General features: G+C 39.7%; 15 protein-coding genes. 7 read left to right on the forward strand and 8 right to left on the reverse strand.

Annotated elements, in window-relative coordinates; all coding sequences use genetic code 11:
- Nucleotides 1-248 precede the first annotated feature (248 nt).
- Nucleotides 249-2789 carry a S8 family peptidase gene (locus WG954_RS19800; RefSeq protein WP_340438692.1) on the forward strand — a complete coding sequence of 847 codons (2541 nt, stop codon included), beginning with the start codon at nucleotides 249-251 and terminating at the stop codon, nucleotides 2787-2789.
- 59 nt (nucleotides 2790-2848) lie between these two features.
- Here the strand turns inward: WG954_RS19800 and WG954_RS19805 are convergent, their stop codons facing one another.
- Nucleotides 2849-3748: a sugar phosphate nucleotidyltransferase gene (locus WG954_RS19805; protein WP_340438693.1), complete on the reverse strand. Its 900-nt coding sequence runs from the start codon at nucleotides 3746-3748 to the stop codon at nucleotides 2849-2851.
- A gap of 55 nt (nucleotides 3749-3803) precedes the next feature.
- Here WG954_RS19805 and WG954_RS19810 point away from each other — a divergent pair, with 55 nt between their 5' ends.
- From WG954_RS19810 to WG954_RS19820, 3 genes are all read left to right on the forward strand, one after another.
- Nucleotides 3804-4709, forward strand: a complete 906-nt coding sequence (locus tag WG954_RS19810; protein WP_340438694.1) for a 1-aminocyclopropane-1-carboxylate deaminase/D-cysteine desulfhydrase — start codon at nucleotides 3804-3806, stop codon at nucleotides 4707-4709.
- A gap of 54 nt (nucleotides 4710-4763) precedes the next feature.
- The gene (locus tag WG954_RS19815) at nucleotides 4764-5465 is read left to right on the forward strand and encodes a hypothetical protein (protein ID WP_340438695.1); all 702 of its coding nucleotides are present in this window, start codon (nucleotides 4764-4766) and stop codon (nucleotides 5463-5465) included.
- Between the two features lie 83 nt (nucleotides 5466-5548).
- Nucleotides 5549-6355, forward strand: a complete 807-nt coding sequence (locus tag WG954_RS19820; RefSeq protein WP_340438696.1) for a hypothetical protein — start codon at nucleotides 5549-5551, stop codon at nucleotides 6353-6355.
- On the opposite strand, the gene lipB is transcribed toward WG954_RS19820, so the two are convergent.
- Nucleotides 6350-7096 (reverse strand): lipoyl(octanoyl) transferase LipB, encoded by a 747-nt coding sequence (gene lipB, locus WG954_RS19825; RefSeq protein WP_340438697.1) that lies wholly within the window; start codon nucleotides 7094-7096, stop codon nucleotides 6350-6352. The two genes, WG954_RS19820 and lipB, sit on opposite strands and share 6 nt — an antisense overlap.
- Nucleotides 7097-7120: 24 nt before the next feature.
- Between lipB and WG954_RS19830 the strand changes: the two genes are divergently transcribed.
- Nucleotides 7121-8233 carry an RluA family pseudouridine synthase gene (locus WG954_RS19830; RefSeq protein ID WP_340438698.1) on the forward strand — a complete coding sequence of 371 codons (1113 nt, stop codon included), beginning with the start codon at nucleotides 7121-7123 and terminating at the stop codon, nucleotides 8231-8233.
- Nucleotides 8234-8302: 69 nt separating this feature from the next.
- Here the strand turns inward: WG954_RS19830 and def are convergent, their stop codons facing one another.
- The 4 genes from def to WG954_RS19850 form a co-directional block, all read right to left on the reverse strand.
- Entirely contained in the window at nucleotides 8303-8881 is a 579-nt protein-coding gene (def, locus tag WG954_RS19835) for a peptide deformylase (protein ID WP_340438699.1), read from the reverse strand.
- 150 nt (nucleotides 8882-9031) lie between these two features.
- Nucleotides 9032-9430 (reverse strand): Holliday junction resolvase RuvX, encoded by a 399-nt coding sequence (gene ruvX, locus WG954_RS19840; RefSeq protein ID WP_340438700.1) that lies wholly within the window; start codon nucleotides 9428-9430, stop codon nucleotides 9032-9034.
- A 136-nt stretch (nucleotides 9431-9566) separates the two neighbouring features.
- A complete protein-coding gene (locus WG954_RS19845) occupies nucleotides 9567-10478 on the reverse strand; it encodes a UbiA-like polyprenyltransferase (protein WP_340438701.1) in 912 nt (303 codons plus the stop codon).
- A gap of 15 nt (nucleotides 10479-10493) precedes the next feature.
- Nucleotides 10494-11030: an RNA methyltransferase gene (locus WG954_RS19850; RefSeq protein WP_340438703.1), complete on the reverse strand. Its 537-nt coding sequence runs from the start codon at nucleotides 11028-11030 to the stop codon at nucleotides 10494-10496.
- Nucleotides 11031-11198: 168 nt separating this feature from the next.
- Here WG954_RS19850 and WG954_RS19855 point away from each other — a divergent pair, with 168 nt between their 5' ends.
- Nucleotides 11199-12914, forward strand: coding sequence for a DEAD/DEAH box helicase (locus WG954_RS19855; protein WP_340438705.1), 1716 nt, complete (start codon nucleotides 11199-11201; stop codon nucleotides 12912-12914).
- Between the two features lie 739 nt (nucleotides 12915-13653).
- Nucleotides 13654-15162: an Ig-like domain-containing protein gene (locus WG954_RS19860; RefSeq protein ID WP_340438707.1), complete on the forward strand. Its 1509-nt coding sequence runs from the start codon at nucleotides 13654-13656 to the stop codon at nucleotides 15160-15162.
- Nucleotides 15163-15239: 77 nt separating this feature from the next.
- Here WG954_RS19860 and WG954_RS19865 read toward each other — a convergent pair whose 3' ends face one another.
- Nucleotides 15240-19421 carry a T9SS type A sorting domain-containing protein gene (locus tag WG954_RS19865; protein WP_340438709.1) on the reverse strand — a complete coding sequence of 1394 codons (4182 nt, stop codon included), beginning with the start codon at nucleotides 19419-19421 and terminating at the stop codon, nucleotides 15240-15242.
- An 836-nt stretch (nucleotides 19422-20257) separates the two neighbouring features.
- Entirely contained in the window at nucleotides 20258-22912 is a 2655-nt protein-coding gene (locus WG954_RS19870; protein WP_340438711.1) for a DUF7619 domain-containing protein, read from the reverse strand.
- Between the last annotated feature and the right edge of the window lie 85 nt (nucleotides 22913-22997).

Below are 22997 nucleotides of genomic sequence, written 5' to 3' on the forward strand. Positions count from 1 at the left end.
ATCATCCATCATTGCAGCAATGTTGCAAACCAAAATCATGTTTTATAAAAAAGTAAAAACACTAAGAAAGATTACACAGAAAAATAAATGAATGCTGATTTGATTTTTTTTAATGAGATTTATAACTGATGAGAATATATTCAAACTATTTATTTCTTTTCCGAACAGGTCTGCAAACAATCAGAGTTTGTGCTATATTTTTTTTATTGTTCAACAACGTTTTTGCCCAGGTCGGCGATAAAAAAAATGTGGATAAATTATTACCATCACTTCGTCTTCAATTAGCCAAATCGCATACTGATGCAGTGAATTTGTACACTGTTTCAGTAGATGATCTTAAACAATTCGAAACTGTTCTTGTAAAAAACAAATCCATCAAACTCATTTCTGTTTATCAACCTGCAAATATTGCTGTGGTCGAATGCAAATGGAGTGAACTTGAAAAAATCATCAGCGATCCATCGATCCGTTCTGCAGATGTTCGCAAACAACCTAAAGAAGAATTGCTGTTTGGTTTTGTTGATTATGCGGTGAACCGCATTTCCACTATTCAACATCGTTACCCATTATTCAATGCTAACGGCATCCATCTCTCCGTAAAAGAACAAAAGTTTGATACAACCGATATTGATCTGAAAGGACGTATCCTTCCTTCTTCCTTTGCTTCAACTACCGGAAGCAATCATGCAAGCATTATGGCCACCATGATGGCGGGCGGAAGTAATACCTGGTATAACACAAAAGGGGCATCATGGGGAGCGAATCTCAGCTCAGCAAATTTTCAAAACCTGTTACCTGAACCAGATAGTTATTATAATGGTTCATCAGTGTTGTTACAAAATCATTCTTACGGAACTGTTGTTGAAAGTTATTATGGCGCAGAAGCTGCAGGTTATGATGCATCAGTGATAAACAATCCTTCTTTGCTGCATATTTTTTCAGCAGGTAATTCAGGTTCGCAAGCTGCGCCAACAGGCACGTACATAAATTTATCCGGCTATTCGAATCTCACCGGAAATTTCAAACATGCAAAAAACATCATCACCGTTGGACATATTGATTCATTTGGCACTGTGTTGATACCAAGTTCAAAAGGTCCTGCATTTGATGGCAGAGTAAAACCTGAACTGGTTGCGTTTGGAGAAGATGGAAGTTCTGGTGCGGCAGCATTGGTGTCAGGCATTAGTGGAGTATTACACCATATTTATAAACAACAGCATAACAATTCATCCGCACCTGCATCGTTGATCAAAGCTGTATTATTAAACAGTGCAGATGATATAGAAACAAAAGGTATTGATTTTAAATCGGGGTATGGAAGTGTAAATGGATTACATTCTGTTGAAACAATTTCTAATGGTCAATTCTTTGTTGGTTCAGTTACTGCAAATACACAACAACAGTTTACAATTGCAATTCCTGCTAATATCAAACAACTGAAATTGACCTTGGTATGGACCGATCCGCAAGCTGCACCAAACACCTCAAAAGCATTGATCAATGATCTCGATCTTGAATTAACACATTCAGCAAGCAATACCAGTTGGTTGCCCTGGGTACTCAATAGTTCACCAAGTATTGTGGCACTACAACAATTGCCAACACGAAAGCGTGACAGTTTAAATGTGGTTGAGCAAATTACGGTTGATAATCCTGCAAGTGGTGACTACACAGTAACAGTTAGAGGGTATTCTATTTCTGCTGGGTCGCAAAGTTATTCTCTCGCCTACCAGATGGACACGGTTGATACTTTCAGCTGGCACTTCCCTACTTCATCTGATCATTTATTTCCTAACCAGGCAAACGTGTTGCGTTTTCAATCAAACTTTTCAAACACAACAGGTTATCTTGAATTGAGTACTGACAATGGAACGAGTTGGCAACCCATCTCCTCTTCTGTTGATCTCACGAAAGGATATTATAAACTAATAACGCCAAATAGCATTACAAAAGCATTGCTTAGGTTATCAGTTGCCAGTAAAACATTTACATCTGATACGTTTACCATTTCGCAGCGTTTAGCAACCTCTGTTGGCTTTAACTGTCCTGATTCTTTTCTGATAGCATGGCCACCTGTAACAGGAGCAACTGGCTACCGCATTTCTAAACTTGGAGAAAAGTACATGGAGCCGTTATTGGTAACTGCTGATACATTTGTTGTGCTTTCAAAGCAATTAAATCCTTCGTTGCATTATTCAGTTACGCCTTTGTTATCAGGAAAGGCAGCGGTAAGAAGTTATACATTCAACTATGAGCAGCAGGGATCTGCTTGTTATACGAGGAGTTTTATTGCAGATCTTACACAAGATAATAAAGGAGCGTTATCACTTTTGTTAAGTACGACCTACAATGTAAGATCGATCAGTTTTGAAAAATACTTAGCAACCGGTTTTTCGTTACTGGCAACTCAACCCTCAACAAATACAACTCAATACCAGTTCACTGATCAAAAACTGATTGCAGGTACTAATTTATACCGTGCAGTAATTGAGTTGAGCGATGGACGAAAGATTGTTTCTGATACAGCAAGTCTTTTCTTTACAGCAAACAAAGCCGCTATTATTTATCCCAACCCTGCATTAGTAAATGGTTCTTTGACGATACTTACAGAACAGGACGATGATGTGATCTTTCAGATTATTGATAATTACGGTCGTATTGTATTGCAAAAACAGATCACAGATTATCCTGAACAGGTATCACTCCCAGGATTACAAAAAGGAATACATTATTACCGTCTGTTGAAGAAAAACAAGAAGGTACAAACAGGAATTTTAATCATTCAATAAAAAAGCTGCCCCGCTTTACAACAGCAGGGCAGCTCATCTATTATTAATTTACTTTTCACTTAACTCCACAACGAAGAAGGATATTCACCGGCAGCAACAAGATCATCCACACTTTTCTGCACTCCCGGCGCATCTTCTTTATATGTAACGCCAAACCATTGTGATGATGTTGGAATTACTTTCACAACACCAAGACCTTGTTTTATATACGTGTCAGCAACAATCGGAATAAAGAATTCTGATTTTTCTTCCTGGCCATGTTCTTTCAGAAAAATTGCGAACAGTTCTTCCGTTAATTTAAAAATGGATGCATCAAAACACCAGAAGTTCATACTTACACTGGAGCTATAAGGTACTTCATGTTTTCCCGCAGCATCTTCGTAAACGATCTTTTCGCCCTCCGCATAGATCTTGGTGCGTTCCGAAATACTTACAAGATTATTTTCCACATCCACATCGCACACACCTCTGCTTACAGTTCCGTTTGCACTTAATGTTTTTGCCAATTCATAACCAATGATCGACTGTTGTTTGGGACTACATGCAGTGGTTAAAAACGTATATGCTTTTTCAAATGCATCACGACCATAAAAATCATCTGCATTAATCACCGCAAAAGGCTCGTTAATAACATCCTTTGCACAAAGAATGGCATGAGCTGTTCCCCAGGGTTTTGTTCTTGATGCAGGAACAGGATATCCGTCTGTTAATGAATCGAGTTGTTGATATACATAATCAATTTCAATTCGGCCTTTCAGCTTTGGTTCAAACACTGCTTTGAAATTATCAGCAAAATCTTTGCGAATGATAAACACTACTTTTCCAAAACCAGCACGAATAGCATCATAAATGGAATAATCCATAATCGTTTCACCAGCCGGGCCAAAGCCCTCCATCTGTTTCATACTGCCATAGCGGCTGGCCATACCTGCCGCAAGAATCAATAATGTAGGTTGCATTTATTCATTTATTTTTGAGCGGTGCGAAGATAGGAAACAATTGTTGCGCTCCATCATGCAAACGATACCACGAATAATTTCATACAATACAGTAGAATGGCAACTTAAAAATGGTAAACCTTTTTGTTTTACTGTTGCAAGGCTTGATCTTTTGCACCCGTTTATTTCCGGTAACAAATATTTCAAACTGAAGTATAACCTTTTAGAGACCATCCGACAGCAAAAAAAGGGCATCATTACCATGGGCGGTGCTTACTCCAATCATCTTGCGGCAACTGCTTTTGCATGTGCCGAACAAGGACTTTCTTCTGTTGCCATTATACGTGGCGAAGTAATAGAACCATTGAATCCTACCCTTTCGTTTTGCAGAAAACAAAACATGACATTAATTCCTGTAAGCCGTGAAGATTATGCATCAGCCAGTGAAGTAGTTCAGCAAACCATTCTGCAGCATCCGCATTTATTCTTTGTTCCAGAAGGTGGCAATAATGAAATGGGTTTGAAAGGCTGCAGTGAAATTCTGAATCATATAACGGGAGCAGACGACTTCACACATATTATTTGCTCCATGGGAACCGGCACTACATTTAAAGGAATTGCATCAGCCACAAACTCATCACAAACGGTGATTGGTTTACCCGCACTCAAAATAAGAGATGATGAAAAGGAACAATTCATTTCACAACATGCTGCTGTTTCATCTCCCGCAAAACAAACTGTTCTTTTTGATTTTGCAGGGAAAGGCTATGCCCGAACCAATGAACAATTATTCAACTTTATGAATTCATTTTATACTAAAACATCTATTCCCACCGATATTGTGTATACCGGCAAGTTGATGCAGGCTGTTATTTCCTTAGCAGAAGACAACTATTTTTCAGCAGACGGAAAACTATTGGTTATTCATTCTGGCGGTTTGCAAGGGAACAACAGTTTGCCATACGGAACGTTATTATTCTGAACGGCACTATATTTGTGCAATCAGAGAACAATCAACAGAACGCACGTCAATTCCATGAATAAACTGATCTTACCCATTCTATTCCTCTTTATTGCTTTATCTGCTACGGCACAACAGGACACGCTTCCAAAATTTAATGCAGTAAAAAAACTGAACGGTGAAATAGTACTCAGCTGGATCAGCACTTTTAAAAATGTATCGCAGATCAATATTCAACGTTCAAAAGACAGTTTACGGAATTTCAGTACCATTCATTCAGTACCCAACACTAACAGCAAATCGTATAGCTATGTTGATAAAACAGCAAAAAACGATAGTGGGTATTACCGCATCTTCATTTTATTTGAAGGTTCAAACTATGTATTCACTCCTTCAAGAAGATTAACGATCGATACTTCTTCCACAACAGCAGTTGTAAAGGAACAAACAAACAAACCTGGTCAACCACAAAAAGAAGTTGAAAAAGAAGACCGGCCAACAGTTGCACCTAAGCCGGTTTGGGTTCCCTCAGTATATATTTTCACCGGAGATGACGGGAATCCTGTCATTCGCTTACCCGACGCACTATCAAAAAAATACAGCGTCAGATTTTTAAAAGAAAACGGCGCACAGTTGTTTGTTATTCCGAAAATAACCAATACTTATCTTACCCTCGACAAGGTCAACTTTATGAAATCGGGTTGGTATCATTTCGAATTATTGGAAGATGGCAAGTTGAAAGAGAAGAATAAGTTCCTGATTACAAGGGATTATTAAAATCTTTAATGGGTTATTTGAAGAATGGCCTTGTTTTTGTATTTTGCTTTGTCATGCAGATTGCTTCCCCTGCATACCCACTCATGAAACAATTCTACTACCCCTTTCTCCTGGCTATATTGCTACTGGCTCCTGAATTTTTATTGGCTCAACGTGTTGGCAGAAGGGGCGTTAACCCGGTAAATACAACAGCATCAAAAAAAGGTCCGGTATACAACTTTACATTAGCACAATTACAAGGCAGATGGCAGGAAATAAAGCGCACGAGTGCTGATAAAGCTGCACTTCCTATTGGTGATACTATTTATTTACATTTTACCGAAGCTGATAAAGTAGAAACAAGAGATGGCACAAAAACCATCATGCGTGGTGTTGCATTTATTGATGATCCGGGAAATATATTAGTTGCTGCTGCAGATGTGTACACAATTGGTGCAATTTCAGAAACCGAGTTATTGTTACTGGATGATGATGGCACTGTGCACACATTAGCTAAGAAAGAGATCTTCTGGCGTGAAACACTTGGCAAAAACCCCGTAACCGATCCCGTGCTCGATACTCCTCTGGATCCTAATCTTGCAGATCTTGCTGGTATTAACTGGACGGTGTATCGTCGCAGAGCAAAGCCCGGAGCAGTGAGTAATGAATCAGTATTGATACGTTATGTCAAATCAATAAAAGATAATGGGGATAAAACGGCAACAGCTGAACTTACGTTTTATTCAAAAGATAAAACAGAAGTATTGCCGTGTACCATTACCGTGGTGAACAACCAGATCGAAATAAAATCGGGTGGTCATTCATGGCTTATGTATGTTTATAAAGTAGAGAAAGACGAATGGATATTTGGGGATCATAAAACATTGCTTTACTTCGCCAAGCCATTATAATTTCACGTCAAATACTTTTTCAAAATTTCGTTTCACACTTTCTTTCGCTTCTTCAAAATCAACTTTCTGTCCTAACTCTTTTTCCAGAGAAGTTACCTGCTTATTTTCAATACCGCAGGGTATGATGTAGTTGAAATAATTGAGATCAGTATTTACATTAAACGCAAAGCCATGCATGGTGATCCATCGGCTGCACCGTACTCCCATTGCGCAGATCTTCCGCTCTTTTCCTTTTACATCAGGATCAAGCCACACACCTGTTTCGCCTTTGCTACGTTCGCCTTTCAAACCATAATCAGCCATTGTCAGAATAATTACCTCTTCAAGTTTGCGTAAGTATTTACCAATATCGGTCTCAAATTTTTCCAGGTCAAGAATTGGATATCCAACGATCTGTTGCGGACCATGAAATGTAATATCGCCGCCACGATTGGTAGGATAATATTCAATTCCCTTTGCTGCACGTTCTTCTTCACTGATCAGGATATTTTCGATGTGGCCACTTTTGCCTAAGGTGTAAACTGGAGGATGTTCTACAAAGAGGAGATGATGACTGGTGTCTGGAATTTGAAATTTGGAATTTGGAATTTCCTCACTACCTGCTATCTCCCCAAGACTAATGGCTACAGTACGTAAAGCGGCTTTCACATCAAGATTCTTCTTTAACAAACTCTCCTGGTAATCCCAGGCTTGTTTGTAGGGCATGTTGCCCAAATCTTCAAACTGCACCAATTGTGTCATAGCCTGCAAATTTACTTGATTTGAATGGATGCCGAACAGGACTTACTTTTGCGGATTATGATCGACGAAGAATTGTTAGATGAAGAAAGTGAGTTGGAGAATGGCGACGGCTCGGAAGAGCTTTTCGAGAAGAAGCGTTTTGTGGTAACGAAAGGACAGGAACCTTTGCGCATTGATAAATACCTGATGACGAAGATCGAAGGCGCAACCCGTAACAAAGTGCAACGTGGAATTGAGACGGGAATGGTGCTGGTGAACAACAACACGGTTAAAGCGAACTATAAAGTAAAACCGGGTGATGATATTGTTACGTTTACAGATACAGCACCTGAAGACAGCAATCTAAAAGCAGAAGAACTACCACTCAACATTGCTTACGAAGATGATTCTGTAATGCTGGTAAATAAGGAGCCCGGCATGGTGATGCATCCCGGCTGTGGTAATTATTCCGGCACATTGGTGAATGGTGCGTTGTGGCATTTTCAACAGCAACAACCGAATATCACCGAAGACGAATTACCACGCTTTGGCATGGTGCATCGGATTGATAAGAACACAAGCGGGTTGGTGATCATGGCGAAAACTGAACAGGCCAGTGTTCATCTAGCCAAACAATTCTTCAATCATACAGTAGAACGTAAATACGTTGCATTGGTATGGGGTGATATAAAAGAAGATAGTGGAACCATTACGGGTCATGTTGGTCGTCATCAGCGTTTCCGAAAGATCATGGATGTATATCCCGATGGTGAGTATGGGAAAGAAGCTATTACACATTATACCGTACTTGAACGTTTCGGCTACACTACACTGGTAGAATGCAGGTTGGAAACAGGACGTACGCACCAGATACGTGTGCACATGCAGCACATCGGGCATCCGTTATTCAATGATGATACCTATGGTGGTGATCGGATTGTAAAAGGAACGGTTTACACCAAGTACAAACAGTTTGTAGATAATTGTTTTGCCATTTGTCCACGACATGCATTGCATGCACAAACATTGGGCTTCACACATCCAAAAACACAAGAGCGGATGTTATTTGAAAGTGAACTGGCAAAAGATATGCAGCAGGTAATTGAAAAGTGGAGAGTGTATACAAAAGCAAAGAATTTAACTGGAGATGATGAATAAAATAGATCCCCGATATCAAATGATATCGGGGATTTTTCATTAGTATCATTTAATCATTTTTTCTGCGGTCTATTTAGGGAACAGCATTTTATAATCCACATTAACCTTTCCTCTTGAAATATCATCGAGTTTTCCTTTGAGCATTTTTCGTTTCAATGGTTTCAGGTAATCGATAAAGAGCTTCCCTTCAATATGATCATATTCGTGCAGGATCACACGGGCAGTTATTCCATCAAATGTTTTTACATGCTCCTTGAAATTTTCATCCATGTAACGGATGGTTACTTCTTCCGCACGATACACATCTTCACGTATTTTGGGAATGCTTAAACAACCTTCATTGTACAACCAATCATCACCCAACAACTCTTCTACATGTGCGTTGATGAATACCTGCTTAATACCTGGTTTATCAGGATACAACAGGGTTTCTTCCTCATCCATATTGGCAAACATCTGGGCACTATCCACCACAAACAAACGAATATCACGGTTGATCTGCGGAGCAGCCAAACCAACACCGTTGGAAGAATACATGGTTTCCCACATATCAGCAATCAGCTTCTCAAGCCCGGGGTAATCAGGCGTAATATCTTTTGCTGTTTTACGAAGCACATCAAAGCCGTAGGCGACAATGGGAAGAATCATGCGATTTATGATTTATGATGGTGGATTTATGATTACAAACCATCTTCAACAAAAAAATTAGCTGCAAATATAAGCAAAGCCAATCAAGCGTTCGCAATTCATCGAGTAAGTAAGCAACTATCGGGATTCCTACATCATAAATCAGACATCCTACGTCCTCGCCAGGTATTCCTGCAGCATAATCGTAGCTGCTATCTCATCCACCAGCTTTTTATCCCGGCGCTGACTTTTCTTAAGGCCCATTTCGAGCATCGCATCTTTGGCCATTTTGGACGTATAGCGCTCATCCACCGTTTCAATAGGAATGTTGGGGAAATTTTTCTTCAGTTGTTCAATGGCACGTTTCACTAACGGCGTGGCATGAGTGTCACTATCGTCCCAGTTGGTGGGCATACCAATAAGAATCAACTCCACCTGTTCTTTGCTGAAATAATCTTTGAGGAAAGGGATGAAGTTTTTTGTTTCGATAGTGGTTAAACCGGTTGCAATGATCTGCAACGGATCGGTCACTGCCAATCCTGTACGTTTGCCGCCGTAATCGATGCACATTATACGAGCCATAAACCCCTCCCGTCCTCCCCTGAAAGGGAGGTAATTTGCTCAAGTAATACTGTTGATCTGTTTATTCTTTTGTTCATCATTTGTAGTGAAGCAACAAGTCTCCCTTCAGGGAGATTTAGAGGGTTTAAATAAAGATATCAGCAATCACAAACACCGCAAACACAACACTCGCAATACCATTCGCCGTCATAAACGCAATGTTCACTCTGCGTAAATCATCGGGCTTTACAATGGAGTGTTGATAGATCAACATGCCAATAAATACAGCTACGCCTATCCAATACAACACACCAAAATTTCCGTAGTAACCTGCTGCAGTTACACAAAATGCAGAAAGTACATGTAAGAATTCTGATACACGCAATGCTTTAGATTTCCCCAACCACGCAGGTATCGATTTCAATTCATATTTCTTATCAAACTCTTCATCCTGCAAAGCATAAATAATATCGAAACCACTCACCCAAAACAACACCGTAAATGAAAATAAAACAGGCAATACAGCAAAAGCTCCTGCTACTGCCAAATATGCTCCAATAGGTGCCAATGATAAACCAAGACCTAATACCAAATGACAAAGTGGTGTAAAACGTTTCGTGTAACTATAACCTAACACAACAAATAAAGCAACTGGTGATAACGCAAGGCAAAGTGAATTGATAAAGAATGTTGCAACCACAAACAACACACTGTTGATGATCGTAAACATTAGTGCACTGTTGGCTGAAATAATTCCTGCTGGTATTTCACGAATAGCAGTGCGTGGATTTTTTGCATCGAAACTTCTATCGAGATAACGATTAAAAGCCATGGCGGCACTACGGGCAAAGATCATGCAGAGAAGAACTAGAATGAATATAATTATCAGTCTAGACATTCCAATTTCACCTGAAACTCGGTAGTTGAAAAAAACATCCTCTTCAAGCTGAGGCATCACTATACTTTTAGCTAAAAAGAATCCAATCAATGCAAAAGGCAATGCAAAAATGGTGTGCGAAAATTTTATAAGTGATAGATAGTTTTTTACTGTGCTCATGTTGTTCGATCCTGATTATTGGTTCAATATACCTTTTCTTGCCATTTCCCACAGTACCACTCCTGCTGCTACCGAAATATTCAGCGAATGTTTCATCCCAAACTGTGGTATTTCAATACAGCCTACACACTGCAACAGGGTTTCCTGTTCCACTCCTTCGGCTTCGTTGCCAAAGATGAGGGCAATTTTTTCTTCTTTCGCTTTTTCAAAGTCCTGGAGTAAAATGCTGCCTTCGGTCTGTTCAATCCCAAACAGCTTGTAGCCGTTTGCTTTTAACTCAGCAATTGCCTCGCTGGTTTCGGCAAAATATTTCCAGTTCACGGTTTCTGTTGCACCCAAGGCTGTTTTATGAATATCCCGATGAGGAGGTTGAGGCGTGTAGCCAATGAGATAAATAGCTTCCACCAAAAAAGCATCGGCTGTGCGGAACACACTGCCCACATTCTGCATGCTGCGGATATTTTCCAGCACAACAATCACCTTGTTCTTCTCCGCTTCTTTAAATTCATCAACCGATTTGCGGTTGAGCTCATCCATGCCCAGTTTTCGCATGGCGCAAAGATAAGCCGATAGCCATTAGCAGCTAGTGTTTAGCCTGTTACATACGTTTTGCTGCAATCAGCATTGCTATTGACTGCAGACCAGCCACTAGCTACTCAAATGCATCTCATCCCCCAATAAAACCTTACCTTTGCCGCTTATTATAACAGAAAATACAGAATGAACACATTTGAAGCGCTTGGACTGGATGAAAGATTGATGAAAGCGATTAGTGAACTCGGTTTTACAACTCCCACTCCTATTCAGGAAAAAGCAATCCCCGTTCTTTTGAGCGGAACAACGGATTTGATCGGCCTTGCCCAAACGGGTACCGGCAAAACAGCAGCCTTTGGTTTACCATTGCTGCAATTATTAGACGAAAGCAAAAAACACCCACAGGCACTGATCGTTTGTCCTACACGTGAACTTTGCCTGCAGATCGTTAAAGAGATAGAAATTTTCAAGAAACACATGAAGGGAATGCAGGTGGTTGCTGTTTACGGCGGCACCTCCATCGGCATGCAGATCCGTGATATCAAACGTGGTATCCAGATCGTAGTAGCTACTCCCGGTCGTTTGATTGATTTAATTGAACGCAAGGCCATCAACCTTGGTGAAATTAAGTATGTGGTGCTTGATGAAGCAGATGAAATGCTGAACATGGGTTTCCAGGATGATATTGAATTCATCTTACAGAATACTCCCAAGAAAGAAAGTACCTGGTTATTCAGTGCTACCATGCCACCTGAAATTCGTAAGGTGAGCCGCAAGTACATGAAAGAGCCGGTAGAAGTTACGGTTGGTAAAATGAATACCGCCAACGTAAACATCGATCATCAGTATTTTGTGGTGTCATCACAACACCGCTACGAAGCATTGAAGCGTTTGATCGATTTTAACCCCGGTATTTATGGTATCATTTTCACACGTACAAAAATTGATGCACAAAACATTTCCGAGAAGTTAACCCGTGAAGGATATGATATTGATGCTTTGCATGGTGATCTTACCCAACAACAACGTGATGCGGTAATGGGCCAGTTCCGTGACAGAACATTGCAATTGCTGATTGCAACCGATGTGGCTGCACGTGGTATAGATGTGAAAGATATTACGCATGTGATCAACTATGAGTTACCCGACGATATTGAAGTGTACACACACCGTAGTGGTCGTACAGGTCGTGCAGGTAAAACAGGTATTTGTATGAGTATTGTACACAGTCGTGAAATCGGCAAGGTTCGCCAGATCGAACGTATTGTGCAGTCACGATTTAATAAACTTGAAATACCAACCGGTAAAGATGTTTGCCGCAAACAGTTTTTCTCGTTTATGGATAAGCTCATTAACATGGATGTAAGCAGCGAAGAATATGAAACTTATGTACCGATGCTGCAGGAAAAATTTGCAGACATCAGCAAAGAAGAAATTCTGAAGCGTGTTGCATCAATGGAGTTCGATCGATTCCTCAAATATTACGAAAACGCAGAAGACCTCAACATTCGTGAACGTGGTCGTGAGTTTGATAAATTCAAACGTGATGGTGGTAGTCGTGGTATTGAAAGAGAAAGACCAGGATCAGGACGCACACGTGAACGTGAACGCCAACCCTACCGTGATACACAAGGTCGTGAATTCAATGGCGGAGGTTCAGGCAATTACACCCGTTTGTTTGTGAACCTTGGAACGAAAGATGGTTTTTACAAAGCAAGTTTTCTCCAGTTCATTTTAGATATGAGTGATCTGAAAAAAGATTCGCTGGGTAAAATTGATATGCGTGAAATGAACAGCTGGGTTGAAGTTGATAGTAAAGCAGCAACACAAATGATCCGTTCTATTGATGGAAAGAAGTTTAAAGGACGAAACATCAGGATGAATGATGCCAATAGCAGGTAAACTGTTGTTAATTATATTAGAAAGGAGTTGCAAATTGCAGCTCCTTTTTTGTTATATCAGTTTTAATACTACTTGCAGAAAGCAAATTGCTTAATAATTTTTACAACACTTCTGGTTGTGAATAAGCTGGTGATAAAATTAACAAATGTATAATGCTTACCTAATCTTCAAAAACCGGTAACGGAGTTTGTTTTAATTACATGCGTTACACTTGTTAAACCAGTTGTTTACTGAATGATTTTTTTTCGTGTAACTGCAGACATCAAAATTGATACCTACAAAAGTTTTTGTTTAATGTGTAGTATAAAGAGTGATTTTCATGTCCTCAAAAGCCTTTCACTTATTTTGAACATAAAAACAAAATACCTTTGCCATCGATATAAAATTACGACGAGCGATTGCATGGTGAGTGGCATAATTATTGTTTAATACCCGTAGAATTAAAGGCATAGTAAACAGGATAAAATTTTGAGGCAGAGCGGAATTGATTTGTTTAATTAAGGACCCACGAGAACAAATATCCGAATCATAGAAGAACCATTCCCCAACAGAAAGTACCAGATACAATTTCCCACAAGATTTATCAAAAACAAGATGCGCATGTAAATGCTTTGCATTTGCACATAGCAAAGCTGCATCAACTGTCAGGCATTTGAAAAGCAACTATACCTGAATGCAATACCTATGGGCGTCACCGCCAAACATTTTTTATTACTTATAAAAACCAACAGCAGATTAAATGAAAAGATTTACAATGCCGAAAGGCTTGTTAGGGTTATTGATTGTATCCGTTCTGTGGACAGCTTGTTCTAAAGAAAAATCAACAGTAGTACCCGAAAGTGAAACGGAATTTTCTCAAGAGAAAGTTTCAGGAGTTGTTGATGACAATCCTGCGTTACAGGCAAAAGTACCTTTGATAGTGTCCTCTGGATTTTTATCAAAGGCCCCGGAAGCAGGTGTAGAAGTTTTGAACTTATCTATGGTAGCAGCAAGAGGTAAACGTGATGCTATTGCACCAACTATCAGTATTATTTCCCCAACATCAGGCTCTTTTGTTACCGGCACATCTACTGTACAGGTGAGCGCAAGTGATAACGTTGGCGTTTCATCTGTTAGTCTTGATGTTGATGGTGTGGCAGTCAGCAGCAGTAGTGTTGCTCCTTTCACAAACACATGGAATTCTGCTACAGCATCGAACGGCACTCACACACTAACAGTAACTGCAAGGGATGCTGCAAATAACAGAACAAGCAGTTCAGTTACAGTATCGGTAAATAATGTTACGGTTGGTGATGTTACTGCCCCAATTGTAAACATCAGTTCTCCGGTTAATGGTGCTTCATACAACACTGGTACCACCATTAACATCAGCGCATCGGCAAGTGATAATACTGGTGTAACTTCTTTAAGTATCAGTATTAATGGTGTTGTAGTTGGTAGTTCTTCATCATCCAGCTACACGTACCCATGGAACACAACAAATGCAGCGAGTGGCATTCACACAATTGTTGCAACCGCAAGAGATGCGGCTGGCAACCAGTCTGTGAGATCAATTACCATAACACTCAACACAACAGTTGTTGAACCACCTTCAACTTCCGGCTTCAGATTAACTATGCCTCCAGTGGGCAACCAGGGAAGTGAAGGCTCATGTGTTGCTTTCTCAGTAGGTTATGCAGCACGTTCGGCTGAACAGTATTACAGAAGCGGTGCAACATCATATAGCAATGCTGCAACTATTTTCAGTCCTGAATTTTTATACAACCAGATAAAATTCAACAGCGACTGTAATTCCGGTTCTGCAATGCAAACAGCTCTTGATTTTATTAAGTTGAATGGTATCTGTACGTTTCAAACAATGCCTTACAGCAGCAGCAATGGCTGTTCAACATTACCAACTTCATCACAATCGTCAGAAGCGCAGAATTACAAGATCAGCTCATATGCGAAATTATTTACTACTGATAGAGCAGCCATCAAATCAATGGTTACACAAAAACATCCTGTGATCATAAGCATACTTGCCGATAATTCATTCATCAGCGCCAAGGCCGGGTTTATATGGAAAACATATTCAGGTTCTGGTTCACTTCCACATTCAGTTGTTATTTGTGGTTATGATGATGCGAAAAATGCATACCTCATTATGAACTCATGGGGTACAGCCTGGGGCGATGCAGGATATAGCTGGATCGATTATGATTTCTTCCTTACAAAAACAGGCACATATTGCTACGCAATTAACTAATGCCCTTTGTTTTAAATGATAATAAAAAATCCCGGTTCAACTGACCGGGATTTTTTATTAACTGGTGATTGTTCCTGTTACTCTTTAATGTTCATAAGCCTGCCTGTTATCTGCTTGCCATTGATCATGAATTTATAGATCAATACTCCGTTTGAAATTGTTCCTGTTCTGAATTGAACGATTTGATTCCTGCCTGCTGCCATAAATCCATCATATACAGTTTGTAATTTCTGACCGAACAGGTTGTACACTTCCAGTGTTGCTCGGCCTGATTCCGGTGATACCATTACAAAATTCACATGATCTCTAAACGGATTTGGATAAGCTGATATACTAACTCCCGCTGTTACTATATTATTATTGCCAATCACTCCTGAAGCGGTGATATCAATTCTGCTTGATACTACTGTTCCGCAAGGAGTTTCATTCCAGCCAATGAATATTCTGCATTCATCAAATCCTTCATTAATTGCAGAAACTGCATTATTAATGTCAGAAAGACTTGCACCACATTCTGTACCAATTGTACCATCTGCATTTGCCAATGCATCGTTTGCCAACTGATACAATCCACCTACGTTAAGCGGATATGTTTTGCAATTCAGTGCATCGATCACACTTTGAGAAATTGACTTGAATACATATTCATTTTCAACCACCCATTTCATCAACACGATATCATAATAACAAATGCGCACTTTTGGAATTGTTGAACCACAATCGCCATCACGTTTTGCAGTAGCAAATGTACCAGCCTGTAATGCAAAGCCACTCAACCCTGAACTTAACCGAGAGTTCAACCCCAATGCAATTGTTTGTGATAACAATACATTGTTGATCTTACCTTGTTTAGTAATATATGTTGCCAGTGTATTTGTTCCGGCTGTCCAGCATGCTGGTAAACCGCCGGCGTTATCAACTGTACAATTACCAAACAATTCTCTTGCAGTACTACCTCCTGGCATTGATGCATTTAATAATGCTGCAGCTGTTGCTGTCGCCGGAATTGTTATCCTTGGTTTTGAAATTCCATCACCACCAATATAAAGTGGATTTGCAATACCGTTTACACCCAACAGAGCTTTGATCATATCCAGCACTGTTGCATAAGTAATCGGAGTACCATTTGTGCCATCTGCATCGCATGCAGGACTGGTATTGCCAAACTTGCCTTGTGTATAGGTACAATTACCTCCACACAAAGTGACTGTAACAGGATAACTACATTCTGTAGGCGATAACTCTGTATTAGCGTAGGTAATGGTGAGCTTTAATGTAAAGTTCTGATTGCCCGCAGTAACTGAAACAGATTGTTGCCCATTCGGTGCATTTATTGATGCTCCGTTATCTGCACTCCATACCCATGTTTCATTTGCAGCAGGAGCCCTGCTTGCATGATAGTTGTTTGTTGTACCATTACATACTGAAGATGTAACAACTTCCGGACAACTACCGGCAGAGTTCACTGTCAATGAACATTGTGATTCATTTGAACATCTTGTCGCAATATGTGTAACTGTAACAGTAAACGAAATTGCCTGACCGGCATCATTTACACTTGCAGTGTAAACGGGATTTTTAATGTTACTGAAATTAAATGAACCTGCGCCATCTTCTGTCCAAACATAACTGTAATGTGTTGGATCGGTATCGGCATTGCCGCTCAAATCCACATCGAGTTGTGAATTGTGTGCTGCTGATGTAATATCAATAAGCACCGGAGTTGCACTGCATGAAATAACCGGATTAGGATTTACAGTTAGTTCGGCATTGTCAACAGCTGTTCCACAATTTGCATTGGTAATTGTATACCGAATAGTAACAGTACCAACACCGCTTACACTTGCTGTAGTTGCAGCATCATTCACATTACCAAAAATTACATCGGATGTGCCTGTTGATGCGAACTTGCTCCATACGCCTACACCATTAGTTCCACTACCACTGATATTAAATACAGTAGGACCGCTTGGTTTTGTTTGACACAAAGCCTGATCATCACCTGCATTTGCTGTTGGATTTGCATTCACAGTTAACACTACATCGTTATCAGCTGTACCGCAACTTGGAGTTGCATTGCTTGTTGATGTTAAGCGTAGTGTAACAGTGCCAATTCCTGTAACAGTGATACTTCCGTTCAGTGCAGTGTTGACTGCAATGTTCGAGTTCGCTGTTCCGGTTGATCCAACTTGTGCCCATGAATGTGTACCATTGGTTACACTTCCTGCTAACGTAAAGGATGTGTTTCCTCCTGCACCTTGACACTTGGTTTGATCAGGACCTGCATTTGCTGTTGGATTTGCATTTACTGTTAATACCACATCGTTATCAGCTGTACCACAACTCGGTATTGCATTGCTTGTTGATGTTAAGCGTAATGTAACTGTACCAATTCCCGTAACAGTTATATTTCCATTCAATGCAGTGTTCGCTGCTATATTTGAATTTGCTGTTCCGGTTGAACCAACCTGCGCCCATGAATGTGTACCATTTGTTACACTTCCTGCTAATGTAAAGGATGTGTTTCCTCCCTCGCCCTGACACTTGGTTTGATCCGGACCTGCATCAGCTGTTGGATTTGCATTCACTGCTAATACAACATCATTGGTTGCTGTTCCGCAACTTGGTGTAGCATTACTGGTGGATGTTAAGCGTAAAGTAACTGTACCAATTCCCGTAATAGTGATGTTTCCATTCAAAGCAGTGTTTGCTGCAATGTTAGAGTTTGCTGTGCCGGTTGATCCAACCTGTGCCCATGAATGTGTACCATTGGTTACACTTCCTGCCAAGGTAAAGGATGTGTTTCCTCCCTCGCCCTGACACTTGGTTTCATCCGGACCTGCATTAGAAGTTGGATTTGCATTTACTGTTAACACTACATCATTCTCAGCAGTACCACAACTTGGCGTTGCATTGCTGGTTGATGTTAAGCGTAGTGTAACAGTACCAATTCCGGTAACAGTTATACTTCCATTCAATGCAGTGTTTGCTGCAATGTTAGAGTTTGCTGTGCCGGTTGATCCAACCTGCGCCCATGAATGTGTACCATTGGTTACACTTCCTGCCAAGGTAAAGGATGTATTTCCACCCTCGCCTTGACACTTAGTTTGATCTGGACCTGCATTAGCAGTTGGATTTGCATTTACAACCAATGTGGCTGTACAGTTATCAGTTGATTGCACACCGTTCTGTGTTGTAACCAAAGTAAGCGTGTATGTACCGGGAGTATTGGATGTTACAGTTACACATTGTGTATTGGTAGCACTTAATGTTGCACCTGCCGGTGCAATACTCCAACTGTATACTGCCATACCGGCTGGTCCACAAAACTGTTGCGATGTACCGCCTGCGCAAATTGATTGTGATTGCGGAGCAATTACACATGGTGGTGGCGGAATAAGGATGTCTGCACCTTTTAATTGGTTATCTCTGTCGCCCAAAGAAATTGTGTGTTGTGAATCATAAGGTGCATTACCTAAATAGAGATCGCTTACTTTAAAGTGGTAAGGTCCACCATTAATGTTAGATGCACCTTTGCCTATACCATAGAATAACTGATCGGCGATATGTCCACCAATTTTCACCAGAACAGAAAAACTACCTGGAGCAGTTGGACCTGTCCATGATAATTCATAGTGAGCATACACATCACCGTTATCGTCGCCATACCCTGTCATCACAAGATTAGCCGCACTAACTGTTGCGTTAGACTGGATGGTTATTCTTCTTCCATCTGACCCTGTGGGTGAAAAATTATTATCCCAATCCTCAATTCTTGCTTTTACATTCGAATTGGAAGATACATTGGGTGTACCAGGTGATGGTACTGCATATGAACTTGAAGGAACCGCATTTGAATATACAAGTGGTGCAGCATCAAGTGTTCCGCAGATCAAAAAAACGGGATCATTATTCTGTCCTGTCTGGCTACAATTATCAATATTCAAATAACAGTTCGGATCAATTGCATTTGACGTGCTTATAGCTTTACCACCTAAAGCACCAGCGGCATTATTCCAACCTGTAACAAAATCGTAAGCATTAATAGACCCTTTTGTTGCGAGATGCTTAAAAGTGAGTTTGTATTTCCCGGTAGGATCTGTTGGAATATCCAAAAGGAAAAGTCGTTGCAGCGTACTTTGCCCTTCGTAAAAAGTAGAATTGCTTGATTGAACAATTGAACCGATCCACACTACCGTTCCCTGTGTGTTATTCTTATTAGATGATTGAGACCAGTGAACGGTTTGGCTTTTTACCATTGTTGTTATAGGTAGCAACAAGAAAGAAAGCAGTAAGATTTTAATTGCAGCCGCATATCTTTTAACCCGGGAAACGGGGGAATTAAAACAAGCGCTGCAAAGGCTTAAAGAACTACTCATAAAAATCAGTTTAATAGTTAAAGAATAATTAATCCTGATTTTTCCTGAAAGGATATGGGCGTTGGAACTTTTCACGCACAGCACGTCTTAAATAATCATGAGCTAAAACAGCCGACTGTTTAAAGCAAATGAATTAACCAAACTGTAAAGGATATTAGAAAGGAGGAGGAATTGGAAATAAAGACAGGGATTTTTGTAACCACTGTTACAACCGGCTTTACAAGAATAAAGGATCTGAAATAAACAGTTTTGGTTAACAGAGAGGCTGTGTAAAGACACAATACATCCCCTCATCACCGATGATAGTTAAATTCGGTTGATGCATATAACATCACAAAATAGAATTGAGAATAAACGTAACTATCGTGTTTACTTTTCCATTGGAATAAGCATTATAAACTTATAAGAAAACGACAACTGGTTTCCGGACACTGGAAATGATGTACCTGAATAAGCAGGCTTTTAGAATAAAGAGGTTTAGAAAGGTAGGGTTAACAGCGAGGGAGGATTAAGGTTTGGTGTTTAGGAGGAATGCGGAGTAAATTGAAAATGTTCCAACGCATATTGAAATTAAAAAACTGTTCAACCAAATGCAAGTAAAATGACAAATATTTTAATCAATCATCTGTCAATTGCATCACTAACTGAAAAAGTTTAAAATAAAAATCAAAATACCGTCAACATAAAACGCTCCGAATATCGGAGCGTTTTATTCGTTACTGAAGAATTATTTTTTGCCACCAACTCTTCCCCTTCTGTTGCAGCTGAATGTAATAAACGCCTGAAGAAAGCTTGTTCAACTGAACAGGAATATTATTTGTTTCGGAAATCGTATTTCTGGTAATTGTTTGTTGAGATATAATACTTCCGCTGTTATCAATGATCCTCAGTTCAAATTTCCCTTTTAACTTACCTGTGATGATGAGGTTTGAATAACCATTGCTTGGGTTAGGACCAAATTGCAATTTCATTTCATCGTTCTGAATTTCACGTACTGCTGTTATTACTTCATTTGTTATTGTAATGTCAGCACTGTTCGTAACGATTGGCAAATTGTAATCGAAATAAATACTTGCTTTATTTTTAATTACATCATTCGTTACTACCGTATTTCTCGGTTTGATACGGAAGGCAATAAAGCCGATACTTCGTGTAAGGTTTGTTGTACTGTCGGGCAGTTTAATATCATTGAATACCCATTGAAGTTTATTTCCTTCTTTTATTGTAAGGCTGTATTTATGACTGCTGCCGATCATTTCAAATGAACTCCAATCAAGTTTATTTTCCAATGTATCCATCAACCGAACAGTGAATGCCGTATCGTTACCGGTATTTTGAAAACGAATGACGTAATTAATATACCCACCATCCTGAATAGTTTTTAACGGCATGCGTCCTGCAAAACTTTCCTGTTTATCATTCGGATCATAAGAACCTTGCACAAGTTGCCTTAAACTACTTGTATCATTTAAAGGAGTGAGATCACCTGCAACCGGCAATATGATGGCTTTAAACTTTAGTGTATCAGAGTTGTTAAGAGCAGGCGGTGCTGCCAGTTGCAATTCAATACCAATAGCTATTGAATCAAGTGGTTTCAAGTTGGTATAATTCCATGTAATAGTATCTGCAACAACGGAAGCAGGTAATGGTAAACTAAATGAATAAGCTGAGCGACTGTCTTTGATCAATTTCACTGTTCCGTTTGCAATGGTTGTAGTGCCGATGTTTTTATAATTCAACACATACTGTGCTTTAAAACCAGGACGTGCCGGTGATACGGGAAGAAGATGAACAATCAAATCCTGATAGTTTGCAAGCGGCTGAACTGCAAAGCCGAATGAATCTGTATTGAGATAAGAATTAAAAGTACTGTTACGGGAAGAAGGTACAACTGTATAATAGGGATTATAAAGCTGCACAGTTGTAACATAATTACCTGTATCAACAGGAATTTCAAATAAGCCGTTGTAAGGTAAAGCCGACATAATTTCTACATCCTGCTTTTTAGTTTTGATTAAAGCATTATTGAATACTTTTTCCGTTGCATCTTTAACACCGTTAGAATTTTCGTCTAAAAATAAATTCCCTTTAATATAGTTTGCAGCGCCAAGTTTAATTAACATGCCCTGGTACTGAACAGAAGATGCTACGAGAACAAACTCTTCATCCTTGGTTTGGAAAAATGAAAAACCCCCTTCAAATTCATTGCTTTGAAAAATTTTCTTTGCAAGCATATTTCCATCACTTGAGACGTTAAGGATAAAAGTTCGAACATAAGCGCCGGCAATTCCTCCAAAATCTCCATCTCTTGATGAAGTATGACCAGTAATTAGAATTGAACCTGTAAGCGACCTGCTTATATCAAGGGCTTCTTCAAAACCTGGACCTCCATATACTTTTGACCAAATCAGCTCGCCCGACGGTTTTACTTTTATCAACCATATATTCGAAGTGATCCATGTACTATCTAAGCCTAATTTGTTGCTTTCTTCAAACCCTGTAGCATAAATGTTACCAGAGCCATCTAATGTAAGGCTATTAAATCTTGCAATCATTCCATTCCCGATAGAACTATAGCCACCATAATTTTTTTGCCAGATTATATTTCCACTACTATCTGTTTTAAATAACCAACCGCCTCTTACACCACCATTAGTTGCTAAATCTCCATCAGTTGATTGCGATGAACCACAAAAAACAAACTCGTGATTTAAGGTTTCGATAACAGAGCGACCAATCTCAATACTTGAACCACCAAAACATTTCTGCCAAAGGAGGTTACCAGATTCATCTATTCGCATCACCAGTAAATCATAAGATCCGTGGTTACCCGTTACATTCCCATCATTCGAAGTTGTTGTTCCAGTTACTAAATAACCTCCTGAATTACATTTGATAATTGTATAACCTAAGTCTTCCCCAGATCCACCATATTCTTTTTGCCATAATACCGATCCGCTACTTGAAAGTTTTACAATAAGAACTTGTTTATTCCCATCTGATGGAGATCCTGTAAATCCAGCCGCAATATATCCACCATCACCTGCTTGCACAACCGAACAAAAAGCTTTTGGAACGGTCGGGTTTGGTAACACCGTTTTCCAAATAATATTACCACCACTATCCGTTTTTATAAGCATAGCGTTTCCACTAATACGTTTATAATTTATATCATAGTCAAAATAAAATCTACCCTCCATTGAATCTAAACCTGCCAAAATAAATCCACCATCTTTGGTTGGTTTCCCTTCATAAAACAAAGTGGATCCTGTTGAAGTAAAGTGCTTGTTCAAGCTAATACCGGGAAATTGAGCGTTGCAGATAAGACTGAGTAAAATAAAAGACGTTGTTAGCAGGGTTTTGATTTTCATACGTTGATAAAGTGTTTTCGCTAAAATAATCATAAAAGCCAATAACATTCCACAAAAAAATCCCTCCGCATGCGGAGGGATTTCT

Source organism: Lacibacter sp. H375 (genome assembly GCF_037892425.1).
Taxonomy (GTDB): domain Bacteria; phylum Bacteroidota; class Bacteroidia; order Chitinophagales; family Chitinophagaceae; genus Lacibacter.

Excerpts from the sequence above, each read along its gene's own strand:
- ruvX (WP_340438700.1), bottom strand. The coding sequence starts at position 9,430 with ATGTGCATCGATTACGGCGGCAAACGTACAGGATTGGCAGTGACCGAT.
- WG954_RS19810 (WP_340438694.1), top strand. The coding sequence starts at position 3,804 with ATGCAAACGATACCACGAATAATTTCATACAATACAGTAGAATGGCAA.
- WG954_RS19815 (WP_340438695.1), top strand. The coding sequence starts at position 4,764 with ATGAATAAACTGATCTTACCCATTCTATTCCTCTTTATTGCTTTATCT.
- WG954_RS19860 (WP_340438707.1), top strand. The coding sequence starts at position 13,654 with ATGAAAAGATTTACAATGCCGAAAGGCTTGTTAGGGTTATTGATTGTA.
- WG954_RS19845 (WP_340438701.1), bottom strand. The coding sequence starts at position 10,478 with ATGAGCACAGTAAAAAACTATCTATCACTTATAAAATTTTCGCACACC.
- WG954_RS19820 (WP_340438696.1), top strand. The coding sequence starts at position 5,549 with ATGAAACAATTCTACTACCCCTTTCTCCTGGCTATATTGCTACTGGCT.
- WG954_RS19850 (WP_340438703.1), bottom strand. The coding sequence starts at position 11,030 with ATGCGAAAACTGGGCATGGATGAGCTCAACCGCAAATCGGTTGATGAA.
- lipB (WP_340438697.1), bottom strand. The coding sequence starts at position 7,096 with ATGACACAATTGGTGCAGTTTGAAGATTTGGGCAACATGCCCTACAAA.
- WG954_RS19855 (WP_340438705.1), top strand. The coding sequence starts at position 11,199 with ATGAACACATTTGAAGCGCTTGGACTGGATGAAAGATTGATGAAAGCG.
- WG954_RS19865 (WP_340438709.1), bottom strand. The coding sequence starts at position 19,421 with ATGGTAAAAAGCCAAACCGTTCACTGGTCTCAATCATCTAATAAGAAT.
- WG954_RS19870 (WP_340438711.1), bottom strand. The coding sequence starts at position 22,912 with ATGAAAATCAAAACCCTGCTAACAACGTCTTTTATTTTACTCAGTCTT.
- WG954_RS19830 (WP_340438698.1), top strand. The coding sequence starts at position 7,121 with ATGGATGCCGAACAGGACTTACTTTTGCGGATTATGATCGACGAAGAA.
- def (WP_340438699.1), bottom strand. The coding sequence starts at position 8,881 with ATGATTCTTCCCATTGTCGCCTACGGCTTTGATGTGCTTCGTAAAACA.
- WG954_RS19805 (WP_340438693.1), bottom strand. The coding sequence starts at position 3,748 with ATGCAACCTACATTATTGATTCTTGCGGCAGGTATGGCCAGCCGCTAT.